The sequence below is a fragment of the Methylobacterium sp. 17Sr1-1 genome (assembly GCF_003173775.1).
In the GTDB taxonomy this organism is placed as follows: domain Bacteria; phylum Pseudomonadota; class Alphaproteobacteria; order Rhizobiales; family Beijerinckiaceae; genus Methylobacterium.
In genome coordinates this window covers 4893733-4907217 of record NZ_CP029552.1, presented here as the reverse complement: position 1 = coordinate 4907217, position 13485 = coordinate 4893733, and the positions used below count along the sequence as shown (strand labels likewise).

11 protein-coding genes are annotated in these 13485 nt (G+C 71.2%); 3 read left to right on the top strand and 8 right to left on the bottom strand.

Translation table 11 applies throughout. The annotated features are described in order from the left end of the window. Window positions 1–34: 34 nt before the first annotated feature. Window positions 35–1282 (top strand): phosphoglycerate dehydrogenase, encoded by a 1248-nt coding sequence (gene serA / locus DK412_RS22255; protein ID WP_109973740.1) that lies wholly within the window; start codon window positions 35–37, stop codon window positions 1280–1282. Window positions 1283–1319: 37 nt separating this feature from the next. On the opposite strand, the gene DK412_RS22250 is transcribed toward serA, so the two are convergent. From DK412_RS22250 to DK412_RS22235, 4 genes are all read right to left on the bottom strand, one after another. Then, the gene (locus DK412_RS22250; RefSeq protein ID WP_109973739.1) at window positions 1320–1610 is read right to left on the bottom strand and encodes a hypothetical protein; all 291 of its coding nucleotides are present in this window, start codon (window positions 1608–1610) and stop codon (window positions 1320–1322) included. 10 nt (window positions 1611–1620) lie between these two features. Then, window positions 1621–3465 carry an OmpA family protein gene (locus tag DK412_RS22245; RefSeq protein ID WP_245571970.1) on the bottom strand — a complete coding sequence of 615 codons (1845 nt, stop codon included), beginning with the start codon at window positions 3463–3465 and terminating at the stop codon, window positions 1621–1623. A 224-nt stretch (window positions 3466–3689) separates the two neighbouring features. Beyond that, window positions 3690–5324: a porin gene (locus DK412_RS22240; RefSeq protein WP_109973737.1), complete on the bottom strand. Its 1635-nt coding sequence runs from the start codon at window positions 5322–5324 to the stop codon at window positions 3690–3692. A 384-nt stretch (window positions 5325–5708) separates the two neighbouring features. Then, window positions 5709–7529, bottom strand: coding sequence for an ATP-binding cassette domain-containing protein (locus tag DK412_RS22235; protein WP_109973736.1), 1821 nt, complete (start codon window positions 7527–7529; stop codon window positions 5709–5711). Window positions 7530–7684: 155 nt separating this feature from the next. On the opposite strand from DK412_RS22235, the gene DK412_RS22230 reads away from it, so the two are divergent. Then, a complete protein-coding gene (locus DK412_RS22230) occupies window positions 7685–9517 on the top strand; it encodes a gamma-glutamyltransferase family protein (RefSeq protein WP_109973735.1) in 1833 nt (610 codons plus the stop codon). A 6-nt stretch (window positions 9518–9523) separates the two neighbouring features. Here DK412_RS22230 and DK412_RS22225 read toward each other — a convergent pair whose 3' ends face one another. The 3 genes from DK412_RS22225 to DK412_RS22215 form a co-directional block, all read right to left on the bottom strand. Beyond that, window positions 9524–9745 carry a hypothetical protein gene (locus DK412_RS22225; protein WP_109973734.1) on the bottom strand — a complete coding sequence of 74 codons (222 nt, stop codon included), beginning with the start codon at window positions 9743–9745 and terminating at the stop codon, window positions 9524–9526. Window positions 9746–9807: 62 nt separating this feature from the next. Continuing rightward, window positions 9808–10122, bottom strand: coding sequence for a polyhydroxyalkanoic acid system family protein (locus DK412_RS22220; RefSeq protein WP_109975430.1), 315 nt, complete (start codon window positions 10120–10122; stop codon window positions 9808–9810). A gap of 185 nt (window positions 10123–10307) precedes the next feature. Beyond that, complete coding sequence (locus DK412_RS22215) at window positions 10308–10691, bottom strand: septal ring lytic transglycosylase RlpA family protein (RefSeq protein WP_109973733.1); 384 nt, start codon at window positions 10689–10691, stop codon at window positions 10308–10310. Between the two features lie 771 nt (window positions 10692–11462). Here DK412_RS22215 and DK412_RS22210 point away from each other — a divergent pair. After that, complete coding sequence (locus DK412_RS22210; RefSeq protein ID WP_109973732.1) at window positions 11463–12653, top strand: site-specific DNA-methyltransferase; 1191 nt, start codon at window positions 11463–11465, stop codon at window positions 12651–12653. Window positions 12654–12881: 228 nt separating this feature from the next. Here DK412_RS22210 and DK412_RS22205 read toward each other — a convergent pair whose 3' ends face one another. After that, window positions 12882–13349 carry a hypothetical protein gene (locus DK412_RS22205; protein ID WP_109973731.1) on the bottom strand — a complete coding sequence of 156 codons (468 nt, stop codon included), beginning with the start codon at window positions 13347–13349 and terminating at the stop codon, window positions 12882–12884. Window positions 13350–13485 lie beyond the last annotated feature (136 nt).

The following is a 13485-nucleotide window of genomic DNA, read 5'->3' as shown; positions in this document are numbered from 1 at the left end:
CGATTCTCGAAAAGACCGATCAAGAAGACCCGCCATGGCCGACAAGCTCTCACTGCCCAAGGACAAGATTCGCGTCCTGCTGCTCGAAGGCATCAACGACAGCGCGGTGTCGCTGATGGAGGCGGCCGGCTACGTCACCGTCACGCGGCTGGCCAAGGCCCTCGATCCGGCCGACCTGCACCGGGCGCTCAAGGGCGTCCACATCCTCGGCATCCGCTCGCGCACCCAGCTCGACGAGGCCGCCTTCGAGGCCGCCGACCGGCTGATGGCCGTCGGCTGCTTCTCGGTCGGCACCAACCAGGTCGACCTCGACGCAGGCCGCCGGCGCGGCATCCCGGTCTTCAACGCGCCGTTCTCCAACACCCGCTCGGTGGCGGAGCTCGTCATCGGCGAGATCGTGATGCTGCTGCGCCGCATCGTGCCGCGCTCGGTCTCGGCCCATGCCGGCGGCTGGGACAAGTCGGCGAACGGCTCGTTCGAGGTCCGCGGCAAGACGCTCGGCATCGTCGGCTACGGCAATATCGGCTCGCAGCTCTCGAACCTCGCCGAGGCGATGGGCATGCGGGTGATCTTCCACGATCTCACCGACCGCCTGCGCCACGGCAACACCGAGCCGGTGGACAGCCTCGACGCGCTGCTGGCGCAGAGCGACGTGGTCTCGCTGCACGTGCCCGAGACGGCCTCGACCCACAACATGATCGGCGAGGCGCAGATCCGGGCGATGAAGCCGGGCGCCTACCTCATCAACAATTCCCGCGGCACGGTGGTCGATCTCGACGCCCTCGCCTCGGCCCTGAAGGACGGCCACCTGCGGGGTGCGGCCGTCGACGTCTTCCCGGTCGAGCCGAAATCGAACAGCGAGCGTTTCGTCTCGCCGCTCCAGGGGCTCGAGAACGTCATCCTCACCCCCCATGTCGGCGGCTCGACCGAGGAGGCGCAGGAGCGCATCGGCGCCGAGGTGGCGCGCAAGCTCGTCGACTATTCCGACATCGGCTCGACCGTCGGCGCGGTGAACTTCCCGCAGGTGCAGCTGCCGGCCCGGCCGACCGGCCTGCGCTTCATCCACGTGCAGCGCAACCTGCCGGGCATGCTCGGGCGCCTCAACGAAACCTTCGCCCGCAAGCACATCAACATCGCGGCGCAGTTCTACCAGACCGACGGCGAAGTCGGTTACGTGGTGGTCGAGACCGACGCGACCGACGTCGATCCGGAGGCCCTGCTGGAGGAGCTGCGCTCCATCGACGGCACGATCCGGGCGCGGCTGCTCTACGAGCGCCGCTAAAGGCGAGGGGCGGGGGCCGGTCGCGGGACCCGCCTCCTCACGCCCGGCGCGGCAGGGACGCCCCGAGCACGCAGCCGGCGAGGTAGATCACCACCATCAGGGCGGCGGTCTCAAGCCAGAAGCCTTCGCGTCCCGGCACCGCGAGGCGCCCCCCGGGTGCGAGGCCGGCGAGCGCCGCGACCCCGGCGGCGAGGGCGAGGAGCCCGACGAGGCCGGCGGCGAGGCGCGGGCCCCGGCCAGTGGGAAGGCCGGCGAGGCGGCCGGTGCCGGCCCCGATCACGAGCGCGGCGACGAGGCCCGGCCAGGCGACAGAGGCGAGAATCAGCACGAGAGGGGCCTCACGAGCGCAGGGCGAAGGCGACCGCCCGGCGGTCGGCGGCGGCCTCCGCCGGCGCGGCGGCAATCCGGTCGGCCGGGATGCCGGCCTTGAGCAGGTAATCGACGATCGCGGCGGCGCGCCGCTGCGGCAGGCCGGGATCGGGCATCGCGGGCGTGTCGGCGGGTTTGGGCGCGGGCTTCTCGGCCTGCTTGCCGGGTTTCCCCGAGGGCTTCGGCTTGGCGGGTGCCGGCGCCTCCTTCGGGGCGGGCGGCGGAACGGTGCCGGGCGGGTCGTCGTGGCCGGCGACCTCGATCCGGGCCTGCGGGCAGGCGCGGGCGAGGCCCGCGACCTCGTCGAGGACGGGGTAGAAGGCGGCCTTCAGATCGGCGCTGCCGGGGTCGAAGCGCAGGGTCGGTTCGGCGGCGAGCGCCGCGAAGGTCTCGCGGCAGGCCGCGGGATCCCGGACCGGGGCGGCGCCGCGGCCCTCCACCGCGACGTCGATGCGCCAGCCGGGGGGTGCGATCCGGGCGGCCTCCGCGGCGATGCGGCGCGCACTCTCGGGATAGAGCCCCTCGCCGGCGATGCGCAGGGTCTGGTCGCGCACCGTGACCTCGCCCTCGGCGAGCTGGGCGAGGATGCCGATCCCGGCGGTCAGGCCGTCGAGGAGGGCGGGCGGCGCGCCCTCGGCGAGGCGGGTGCGGTCGACGATCCGCTCGCCGTAGAGGGAGGGGCGCAGGGCCGCCCGGATCGCGGCGCGCGCCTCGGCATCCGGCAGGTGGCCGGTGAGGGTGAAGGCGTCCGGCCCGCGCCGGACCGTCACGAGGTAGGGCGAGACCCGGCTCGCCGTCAGGTCGACCGTGCCGCGGGAGACGCCGGCCGGCAGGGCGCCGGCGAGGGAATCGGCCTCGCGCACGGCCTGGCCGTCGATGGCGGCACCCCGGATCGACAGGGCGGACCCGTCGAGGGAGACGCTGCCCTCCCGCACCAGTGCCAGGGCGGCGAAGGCGCGGTCGGTCAGCGCCCGCGCGTCGATCCCGGCGGGGAGCCCGCGGGCGGTGCGCATCGTGTCGGTCACCGGGGCGCCGTCGGCGAGGAGCCGCGCGGCGGCCAGGATCGCCGCGCGGTCGGCCTCCGATACGGTGTAGCCGTCGAGGCGGATGCCGTCGGGGCCGCGGCTCGCCGACCAGGTGAAGGGCGAGACCAGGGCCGGCTCGACCGCGACCTCGCCGACCGTGAAGCCGGCGGGCGGCCGGGCGAGGTCGGCCTTGAGGCCGGCATAGGCCTCGACGCTCGCCGCCTCGCCGTGGACCGAGAGGGTGCGGTCGCTCATCGCCGCGGTGGCGCCGGGCTTCAGGCGCTGCGCCTGCGCGATGAGGAAGCGGGCTCCCTCCGAGAAATTGTCGGGCGCGCCGCGGGCGGCCCGCGCGGCGTCGCGCAAGGAGAGCCCGGCGGGCAGGCCGGCGCTCAAGGTCTCGGCGAGCGCCGCGCGGCCGATCTCCGCCGGGCGGTGGCCGATGAGGTCGAGGCGGTCCGGCGTGCGGTGGACGACCGCCCAGGTGAAGGGTGAGACCTCGGCGACGAGGCCGAGGCGGTCGAGGATCCGGCGGTGGCCCGGCACGGCGGCGAGGGCGGCGCGGGCCTCGTCGAGGGCGGCCTGCATCGGTGCCTCGCCGCTCGCCACGAGGTCGCGGCCCCGCGCCTCGACCCGCAGCCAGGGCTCGGCGCCGTCGCGGCCGGTGCGCGACACGATCATCCCCGCGGGCGCTTCCAGGGCGGATTCGAGCTGCGGCTCGGCGACGGTCGTGGCCGTGACCCACGCGCCGGCGAGAAGGGGAAGGCCGGCGAGCCAGCCGATCGAGCGCATCGCCAACACGGGACCTCGTCGCGGACAACAAACGGCGCGGAGGCGGGGGGCCGCGCGCGAGCCGCCACCCTGGCGGCGGTTTCCGGCATCAGCAAGGCGCGACGCGGCGCGGCAGAGAATCGAAGAAGGGGAATCGAAAAAGGGGAATCGAAAAAGGGCCCCGGCACGGAGCCGGGACCCTGAAGGACGTCCGGATACGGTCCCGAGGGGACCGTTCTCGCGACTTAGAAGTCGCGCTGGACGCGCATGCGGACCTGGAACGTGTCCGCGTAGTTGGTGGTCGGCAGGATCGCGCCGTTGGCGGCCACCGGCAGGCCGGCGGCGTTCACACCGGCAGCGACGCCGCCCGGAGCCTTGTTCTGGTCGATGACCCGGCCGTTCTTGATGTCGACGCGGTTGTAGAGACCCTCGACGCCGATATCGAGGTCCTTCACCGGCGACCAGATCAGGCTCGCGCCGGCGACGATCTGGCTGGTGTCGCGCAGGGCGGCACTGAACAGGAAGTTGCCGGGGCTGTTGACCGGGTTGCCGAGGCCGTTGAAGTTCAGGCCGCCGAGCAGCGCGCGGCTGGTCTTGCCGAACGACATCTCGCCGTAGCTGCCGATGATCGCCGACCGCCACTCGGGCGCCCAGTAGTGCAGGTACGACCCGACGACCGTCCAGCTGGTCGACAGCTCCATCTTGCCCGTGAGGGGGTTGACGGCGGCGTCGGTGAAGTAGGTCGCGAACGGCGAGCCCTGGGTGTTGCCGGCGCTGGCGGTGTAGGTGCCGATGTACTGGGAGTAGCCGGTGTAGATCTGCGCACCCTCGCCGTACGAACCCTGGAGGTACAGAGCGTCGCCGGCGGCGATGAACGGCAGGTTGAACTTCAGGCCGCCCTGGATGGCCCAGCCGTACTCGGTGTTGACGCGGGGCGTCACGACCGTGCCGGGGGCGATCGCGGCGCCGCCGAAGGTCAGGACGGTCGAGGCGTTCTGGGCGTTCAGCTCGTGCACGGCGGCCGAGAGCTGGGCCGAGCCCCAGGCGGCGTCGTAGCGCAGCACGCCGACGAAGTCGGGCATGCGGTTGGTCTGGCGCAGGTCGTAGAACGCCTCGCCGATCGGCACGCCGGCCGCGTTGGTGGCGACGACCGGGCTCAGGTTGGCAGCCGCGGCGGTGAAGACCGCGAACTGGCTCGCCGCGTTGCCGGCGGTGGCGGTGCCGAACAGCGGGTTCTTGCGGAACGTCGGATCTTCGATCGAGATCGTGGCCGAGAAGCCGTCGCCGAAGGTGGCGGTGTAGGCGAGCAGGTTGGTCGAGGAGACGTCCGAGCCCAGCGAGGTGCCGATGATCTCGAAGTCGTGGGCGTAGAAGTCGTAGAACGAGGCCGCGCGACCGGCGGTGAGGCCGGCGAACTGGATGAAGGCCTTGTCGACGTTCACGTATTGCTGGGCGCGGCCGAACGTGTCGACGCCGAGCGCCGGGAAGGCGTTGGCGATGCGCTGCTGCGTGCCCGAATTCAGGTAGGCGCCGGTCCGCGAGGCGAGCTCGAAGCGCACGAAGGCGCGGAGCGTGCCGTAGGCGGTCTGCGTGCGGGCGTCGAGGTTGAGGCGGCCGAGGCCGCGGTAACCCATCAGGTCGCCGTTGTTGCTGCCGCGCTGATAGCCCTGCGAGTAGCCGGCCTCGAAGCGCGCACGACCGGAGACGCGCAGGCAGGTATCGGTACCGGGAACGAAGAAGAAGCCGGCGCCGTAGGCCGAGCAGACACGAACGAATTCGACAGGCGCTGCCTTCTTGATCGGCAGATCGGCAGCCTGCGCCCCTGCGACAACGGTCAGGCCGGCAGCCGAACCCAGCAGAAGGCTCTTCACGAGCTTCATCGAGACCTCCAAAGTTTCGAGACCCTGGGGGTGAACGACTGTGTCTCGACGATCCTACGGGAGCCGAACCACGCCACTCTTATCCCCTTGCGCCCGGCGCTCCCCTCTGGGGATGTCTTCCGGGCCGCGCCGGGGTTGTCCCCGGTGCAGAGGCACCATGTGCTAGGCGCTAACAGCGATCAACCGGGATCAGCGTCCGGGACGGCCAAGTCACCGGCTTTCGGCCTTAATGTTGCACGGACGCCACGAAAGCTTGCGCGGGTCAGCTAAATCCGGCCCCTCGCGCGCGAGCCTCGAAGATTTCGCGCGCCGTCCTGTCGTCTCTTGGCCCGGACTCGGCCCCGGCGGCCGCGACCCGGATCACCTCCGGCTCGCGCCGGGGAATCAGCCCTCCAGCTCCTCGCGCATCATCTCGAGCTCGAGCCAGCGCTCCTCGGCGCCGGCGAGGTCGGCCTCGGTCGTCGCCAGGGTGCGGGAGATCGCCTCGAAGCGGGCGGGGTCGCGGGCGTAGAGGGTCGGGTCATCGAGGGCCGCGCGGAGCTTCGCCCGGTTGCCCTCCAGCGCCGCGATCCGGGACGGCAGGGTCTTGAGCTCGTGCTGCTCGTTGAAGCCCAGGCGCTTCTTCGCCGACGGGCGGGACGCCGTGGCCTTCGGGGCCTCCCTGGCGACGTCCTTCGCGCCCTTCGGGGCCACGACCCCGCGCGCCTGCACCCCGACGCCGCGCTGGGCGACCATGTCGGAATAGCCGCCCGCATAGGCGACCCAGCGCCCCTCCCCTTCCGAGACCAGCACCGTGTCGACCACCCGGTCGAGGAAGTCGCGGTCGTGGCTGACCAGGATCAGGGTGCCGGCATACTCGCCGAGCATCTCCTGGAGCAGGTCCAGGGTCTCGAGGTCGAGGTCGTTGGTCGGCTCGTCGAGGACGAGGAGGTTGCCGGCCTCGGCCAGCGCCCGTGCCAGGAGCAGGCGGTTGCGCTCGCCGCCCGAGAGCACGCGGACCGGCGTGCGCGCCTGCTCGGGCGAGAACAGGAAGTCCTTCATGTAGCCGACGACGTGCCGGCTCTGGCCGCCGACCTGGACGCTGTCGCTGCCGCCCCCGGTCAGCACGTCCGCGACGGTGCGCTCGGGATCGAGGGCGCTGCGGCGTTGGTCGAGGAGGTTGAGGGTGACGTTGGCGCCGACCTTCACCACGCCGGAATCGGGTTCGAGGCGGCCGGTGAGCAGGTTGACGAGCGTCGTCTTGCCGGTGCCGTTGGCGCCGACGATGCCGAGCCGGTCGGCCTTCGCGATGCGCAAGCTCAGGTCGCGGACGATGGCGCGGTCGCCGTACGACTTGGAGACGTCGCGCGCCTCGACCACCAGGGCGCCGGAGGCCTCGGTCTCGCTCACCGTCAGGGTCGCGGCACCGACCGGGCCGCGATGCTCGCGGGCCTTGCGGCGCAGCTCGTGCAGGCCGGCGAGCCGCTTGACGTTGCGCTTGCGCCGCGCCGTCACGCCGTAGCGCAGCCAGTCCTCCTCCGCGGCGATCTTGCGGTCGAGCTTGTGGCGGTCGCGCTCCTCCTCCTCGAACACCTGGTCGCGCCAGGCCTCGAAGGCGGAGAACCCCTGGTCGAGCCGCCGCGTCGTACCGCGGTCGAGCCAGACCGTGGCCCGCGACAGGGATTCGAGGAAGCGCCGGTCGTGGCTGATGAGGACGAGCGCCGAGCGGCTGCCCTTCAGCTCGGCCTCCAGCCACTCGATCGCCGGCAGGTCGAGGTGGTTGGTCGGCTCGTCGAGGAGCAGGATGTCGGGCTCGGGCGCCAGCGCCTGGGCGAGCGCCGCGCGGCGCGATTCGCCCCCCGACAGCCGGCTCGGATCCTCCTCGCCGGTCATCCCTAAGCTCTCGAGCAGGTAGCGCGCCCGGTAGAGCTCGTCGCCCGGCCCCATTCCCGCCTCGACGAAGGACAGGGTGGTGGCGTGCCCGGAAAAATCCGGCTCCTGCGCGAGGTAGCGGACGGTCGTGCCGGGCTGGACGAAGCGCAGGCCCTTGTCGGGCTCGATCAAGCCGGCGGCGACCTTGAGCAAGGTCGACTTGCCCGAGCCGTTGCGGCCGACGAGGCAGGTGCGGTCGCCGGGGCTGAGCGAGAGGTCGGCCCCGGCGAGCAGCGGCGTGCCGCCGAAGGTGAGCGCGATGCCCTGGAGGGTGAGGAGCGGAGGAGCGGCCATGGCCGGGGGATTACGGCAGGCTCTTTGGAAAGGCGAGCCCTGCGCCGGGATGCGCAGGGGGTGCTTGTAGCGGGGCTGCCCCGAACCGGTCCGGGCTCCTAAGGTGCGAGTGACAGAGCGCGCCGCAACCGCGACCACCGAGGAGAGGATAGCCGATGAGCTTCGTCACCCCCGATTCCTTCACCACCCGCCCCGAGATCGACGGCACCTTCGGGGTCGTGGCCTCGACGCACTGGATCGCCACCGCGGTCGGCATGGGCGTGCTGGAGCGGGGCGGCAACGCCTTCGATGCGGGAGTCGCCACTGCCTTCGTGCTCCAGGTGGTCGAGCCACACCTCAACGGGCCGGGCGGCGACGTGCCGGTGATCCTGCACGACGTCCGGGTCGGGCACCCCCAGGTGGTGTGCGGGCAGGGCCCGGCGCCGCAGGCCGCCACCATCGCGCACCTGCGCGACGATCTCGGCCTCGACCTCGTACCGGGCACCGGGCTGCTCGCGCCGTGCGTGCCGGGCACCTTCGACGCCTACATGCTGATCCTGCGCGACCACGGCACCTGGCGCCTCGCCGACGTGCTGGAGGCGGCGATCGGGTATGCCCGGGACGGCTTCCCGCTGGTCGAGCGGGTCTCGGCCACCATCGCCACCGTCGAGGGGTTGTTTCGCGAGCACTGGCCGAGCTCGGCGGCAACCTATCTCGGCGGCGGCGGCGTGCCCGCGCCCGGCACGCTGTTCACCAATCCGGTCCTCGCCGAGACCTATGCCCGGATCGTGCGCGAGGCCGCCGGCGGCTCGCGCGAGCAGGAGATCGAGCGCGCCCGGCGGATCTGGTCGCAGGGCTTCGTCGCCGAGGCGATCGACGCCTTCTGCCGCGGTGAGCCGGTGATGGACGTGACGGGGACACCCCACCGCGGCCTCCTCACCGGGGCCGACATGGCGGCCTGGCAGGCGAGCGTCGAGGCGCCGATCGGCTACGAGTACGGCCGCTACACCGTGCTGAAGGCCGGACCGTGGACGCAAGGGCTCGCCACCCTGCAGCAGCTGGCCCTCCTCAAGGGTTTCGACCTCGACCGCCTCGACCCGGCGGGACCCGACTTCATCCACCTTCAGGTCGAGTGCGCCAAGCTCGCCTTCGCCGACCGGGACACGTTCTACGGCGATCCCGCCTTCGTCGACGTGCCGGTGCAGACCCTGCTGTCGGATGCCTACAACGCCGAGCGGCGCGGGCTCGTCACGGAGACCGCCTCGCTGGAGCAACGGCCCGGCACGATCCCGGGCTTCGGCAAGGCCCTCGACGCCCGGGTGAGCAGCGGCGCCCGCACGGCGGTCGGCAGTTCCGGCGCCGGTGAGCCGACGGTGGGCAAGATCGAGGCGACCGTCCCGCCGGACGATGCCCGCTCAGGCGTGGTGCGGGGCGACACGGTCCATTTCGACATCATCGACCGGCACGGCAACATGATCGCCGCCACGCCGTCGGGCGGCTGGCTGCAATCCTCGCCGGTGATCCCGGCGCTCGGCTTCTGCCTCGGCACGCGGGCGCAGATGTTCGTGCTCGACGAGAGCCATCCGGCGGCGCTCGCCCCGGGCAAGCGGCCGCGCTCGACCCTCTCGCCGACGATGGCCCTGCGCGACGGCGCGCCCTACCTCGCCTGGGGCTCGCCGGGGGGCGACCAGCAGGACCAGTGGATCCCGCAATTCTTCCTGCGTCACGTCCATGCCGGCATGAACCTGCAGGCGGCGATCGACGCGCCGGCCTGGCACACCGAGCACTTCCCGTCCTCGTTCTGGCCGCGCACTGCCCGGCCGGGCGTCGTGGTGGTGGAGAACCGGATCAGCCCCGGGACGATCGCGGAGCTGCGCCGGCGCGGCCACGTCGTCGAGGTCGGGTCCGACTGGTCGGAGGGGCGGCTCACGGCGGCGAGCCGCGACGGCCGCCGCCTGCGGGCGGCGGCCAACCCGCGCGGCATGCAGGGCTACGCCGCCGGGCGGTAAGGCACCTCACATCGTCGGGTTGGCGGGCCCGGCCGGGGACGGGTCGGGGGTGATCGCCGGCGAGTTGCCGGGATCGTTCACCGGGATCTCGACCGGGCGGTCGCCCGGGGCCTCGCTCGGCAGCTCGGGCCCGCCGGGATTCGGCGCGTCCGGGCCAGGATTCCCAGGACTTGGGGTCGGGGGCACGGGATCGTAGGGCTGGTCCGGGATCGGGCCGGGATTCGACATCGAGCGCTCCTCTCTCTGCCGTGTCCAAACCGGGGCGCCGGGCCCCGGTTCCGCAACGTCGGCTACTGCTTGGTCAGGAGCTTGGCGCCGTTCTGGCTGACGATCTGCTGCACCTTGTGGGCGAAGAGCGACAGGAGCAGCGGCATCCGCACCTCGACCCGCACCGAATCCTCATCGACGTCGATGTCGCCGTCGACCCGCTGGTTCATGGCGGCCACCAGGAACGAGAGCCGGTCGCCGCTCCAGGTCGCGTCGGCCATGCTGAGACCCGCCTTCTGCAGCATCTCCTTGGCCTGGCCGATCCCGTTCTCCAGCCGGCGGCGGGCCTCGGCCCGGCCGAGCTGATGGGGAATCACGACAACCAGGGGCTTTGCCATCATCACGCTCCGCTCGCACGATGAGCCTGATGTGGGGAGGCTTAGCCCAACGGCAACGCCGCCGGGTCGGACTAAGCAGATTTCGCAAAAGCGGTTGCCGGTTTTGCGATGAAAATCTGCGACAAAACAAGAGCCTAAGCGGACGAAGCGTTGGCCTGCCGACGCAAGTCTGCTTAGGTCCCGGATCAGTCGACCACCGCGACCGCGACGCGGGCGACGCCGCTCATGCCGATCGCCCGGCCCGCCCCGCGGGCGAGATCGATGATGCGGCCATGGGCGAACGGCCCGCGATCGTTGATCCGCACCACCACCGAGCGGCCGTTGGACTCGTTGGTCACCCGCACCCGCGTGCCGAAGGGCAGGCTGCGGTGCGCCGCCGTGAGGCCGTTGGGGTTGAATCGCTCGCCGCTGGCGGTGCGATGGCCGGAGGCGTACCAGGAGGCCTTGCCGCTCTGGGCCTGCGCAGTCGACGAGGCGGCGAGGCTCCCCCATCCGGCGAGGGCGACACCCCCCGCGAGAGCCACGATGCGGGCCGCGTTCGACCGACGCGCAGGCTGGGCGCTGTTCATTCCACTGTCCTTGGCAGTTGCTGACGGCACAGCCAATCGAGACCAAACAGGACGAAAATATGACCGCCCGATTTGTGGCAATTGGTGCCGTATTGTCGGCCGATATCTTGCGATCCGTTAAGGTTTGACTTTTCAAGTCGCGAAACGGCACGACATCTTATTGGCGACTTGTGGCGGTCGGCCGCTGCACTCGGGTTTTCAGAATTCGGAAGAAGCGCGGGATGCGCGGCGGGCCTGCGGTTCCGGGGCGAATGGCAGGGTTGCGTCGTGGGTGGGCGAGGCGTGAGTCCTCTCCTCGCGAGCGGCAGGGCTTTTCGAGGGAATGAAGAGCACGGGCTTTCTCCTCTCCCCGCGGGCGGGGAGAGGCCTGAGCTCCGAAGGGGCTCAGGAAGCCCGAAGGGCGGGGGTGAGGGGGTGCTTCCGGAGGAGCCTCATCGTCGAGACCCCCTCACCCTCGCTCCGGCCGTCGCCTCCGCTTGCCGCGTTCCCTGAACGGGAACACAGCCCTCTCCCCGCCCGCGGGGAGAGGGGAAGCCCGCGCCTCTTCCGGCCTGCGGATAGCCTACCTGTCAGGGCAACCGCGCCCCCGCACCGACGAGGGCGCGCCCTCGTCGCCATTCGTAGTGGTTCATTAACGGATGAGCCCGGCCACCGGACGACTAGGCAAGAAGTGCAGCCCCATTTCGAGACGCAATTCGTACCTGCGGGAAACGTGACCTTTACCGTAGCGACGGCAATGTCTGGTGGTCAGTCGCGTAACCGGTGTTTGCCATGGCTTCCCCGCGTACCGCGGTCGTCGGCACCGCCGCCCGGAATCAGGTCTCGCGTACCGGGCGAGTGGTGTCGGCGCCGCGGATGGGTCTCGTTACCCCCGCACAGCGTCTTCCCCTGGACGAGGTCATCCTCGGGGATTGCCTCTCTGCCCTCGAGCGACTCCCGCCGGCCAGTGTCGACCTGGTCTTCGCGGATCCGCCCTACAACCTCCAGCTCGGCGCCGGCGCCCTGTTGCGCCCGGACCAGAGCACCGTCGACGCCGTCGACGACGACTGGGACCAGTTCGCCAGCTTCGAGGCCTACGACACCTTCACCCGCGCCTGGCTCTCCGCCTGCCGCCGGGTGATGAAGCCGACCGCGACCCTCTGGGTGATCGGGTCGTACCACAACATCTTCCGCGTCGGCAGCGCGTTGCAGGATCTTGGTTTCTGGATCCTGAACGACATCGTGTGGCGCAAGGCCAACCCGATGCCGAACTTCCGCGGCAAGCGCTTCACCAATGCCCACGAGACCCTGATCTGGGCCTCGCGCAGCGAGCAGAAGGGCTACACCTTCCATTACGAGGCGCTGAAGGGCGGCAACGACGACCTGCAGATGCGCTCGGACTGGTTCATCCCGCTCTGCACCGGCGACGAGCGCCTGAAGGGCGACGACGGGCGCAAGCTGCACCCGACCCAGAAGCCCGAGGCCCTGCTCGCCCGCACCATCCTGTCGTCGTCGAATCCCGGCGACGTGGTGCTCGATCCCTTCTTCGGCACCGGCACCACCGGGGCCGTCGCCAAGCGCCTCGGCCGCCATTTCATCGGCATCGAGCAGGAGCCGGCCTACGCGGCGGCCGCCCGCGAGCGGATCGCCGGGGTCGAGCCCCTGTCGCGCGCCGCCCTCCTCACCGCGCCGACGAAGCGCGCCGAGCCGCGGGTGCCGTTCCTGAGCCTGCTCGAGGCCGGCCACGTCCGGGCCGGCGAGACGCTCACCGACGAGCGTCGCCGCCACAAGGCTTTGGTACGCCCCGACGGCACGCTGGGCGTCGGACCCGCTTCGGGCTCGATCCACAAGATCGGCGCCCTGGTCCAGGGCCTGCCGGCCTGCAACGGCTGGACCTTCTGGCACGCCGAGCGCGGCGGGCGCCTCGTCTGCATCGACGATTTCCGCGGCACGATGCGGGCCGGCATGGGCTCGGCCGCCTGAGCGGCAGGACTTGGCGGACGACGCCTGAGCAGGAGCGCCCCTGGCCTTGCGGCCGCGGGCGCCATCCTGTCTGACGGAATGCATCGCAGGTTGCCTGCCGTGCGACGTCGGATCGGGGCTCGTCCGAAGGACGCGCCCGTAGCGGACGGCTCGCCCGTCCGCGACCCGCACCGCCTCGTCTGACGAGGCCGGTCCCGGAGCCGGGATGGGGGTGTCGCGGCCTCGCTCCTACTTGCAACCGTCGACGATGAGATCGGACGGCTTGCCGAGGGCGTCGCCGACATTCAGCAGCGACAGCGATCGGGAAATATTCTCCGCAGGAATCTCGAAGAGAAACGATGAGGATCTCGACGACGCGAGCGCGGCCACGAAATTATACAGATTGCCGAAGAAGGCCCGCCCCGAGGCCTCGTACTGCGTCTCGGCAAATTCGAAAGAATGATTTTTTTCGTCGACCACGAACTGGACATACACCTTCTCGCGAGGACGGTACGTCCAGCCTCCGATCGTGAAGAACATCCCGGCCGGATGATCGTCCTGCCCCGAAGCGCAATAGACGATCAACTCGTCCTTGGATCTGTTCGTGATCTTCGCTTCCAGGGTGCCCTGCCCGAAGCCGGTCGTCCATCGGTAGTCGACCGGCTGCGCGGCACTGGCCGACAGGACGAAGGCGCTCGTCACCAAGAGCTTCAGCATCGACGGCGATCCCCCTCCCCGCTCGCGACGCGCTGGGGCCGTTCCGGCGATCGGCATTTCGCGCGGCCGGGAGATAGGGCGGGCCGGCGCGGCCGGCGACGGGCCGCGCGGCGCCCGGCTCACCCCCTGCCGGGCT

Excerpts from the sequence above, each read along its gene's own strand:
- serA (WP_109973740.1), top strand. The coding sequence starts at position 35 with ATGGCCGACAAGCTCTCACTGCCCAAGGACAAGATTCGCGTCCTGCTG.
- DK412_RS22245 (WP_245571970.1), bottom strand. The coding sequence starts at position 3,465 with ATGCGCTCGATCGGCTGGCTCGCCGGCCTTCCCCTTCTCGCCGGCGCG.
- DK412_RS22240 (WP_109973737.1), bottom strand. The coding sequence starts at position 5,324 with ATGAAGCTCGTGAAGAGCCTTCTGCTGGGTTCGGCTGCCGGCCTGACC.
- DK412_RS22235 (WP_109973736.1), bottom strand. The coding sequence starts at position 7,529 with ATGGCCGCTCCTCCGCTCCTCACCCTCCAGGGCATCGCGCTCACCTTC.
- DK412_RS22230 (WP_109973735.1), top strand. The coding sequence starts at position 7,685 with ATGAGCTTCGTCACCCCCGATTCCTTCACCACCCGCCCCGAGATCGAC.
- DK412_RS22225 (WP_109973734.1), bottom strand. The coding sequence starts at position 9,745 with ATGTCGAATCCCGGCCCGATCCCGGACCAGCCCTACGATCCCGTGCCC.
- DK412_RS22220 (WP_109975430.1), bottom strand. The coding sequence starts at position 10,122 with ATGGCAAAGCCCCTGGTTGTCGTGATTCCCCATCAGCTCGGCCGGGCC.
- DK412_RS22215 (WP_109973733.1), bottom strand. The coding sequence starts at position 10,691 with ATGAACAGCGCCCAGCCTGCGCGTCGGTCGAACGCGGCCCGCATCGTG.
- DK412_RS22210 (WP_109973732.1), top strand. The coding sequence starts at position 11,463 with ATGGCTTCCCCGCGTACCGCGGTCGTCGGCACCGCCGCCCGGAATCAG.
- DK412_RS22205 (WP_109973731.1), bottom strand. The coding sequence starts at position 13,349 with ATGCTGAAGCTCTTGGTGACGAGCGCCTTCGTCCTGTCGGCCAGTGCC.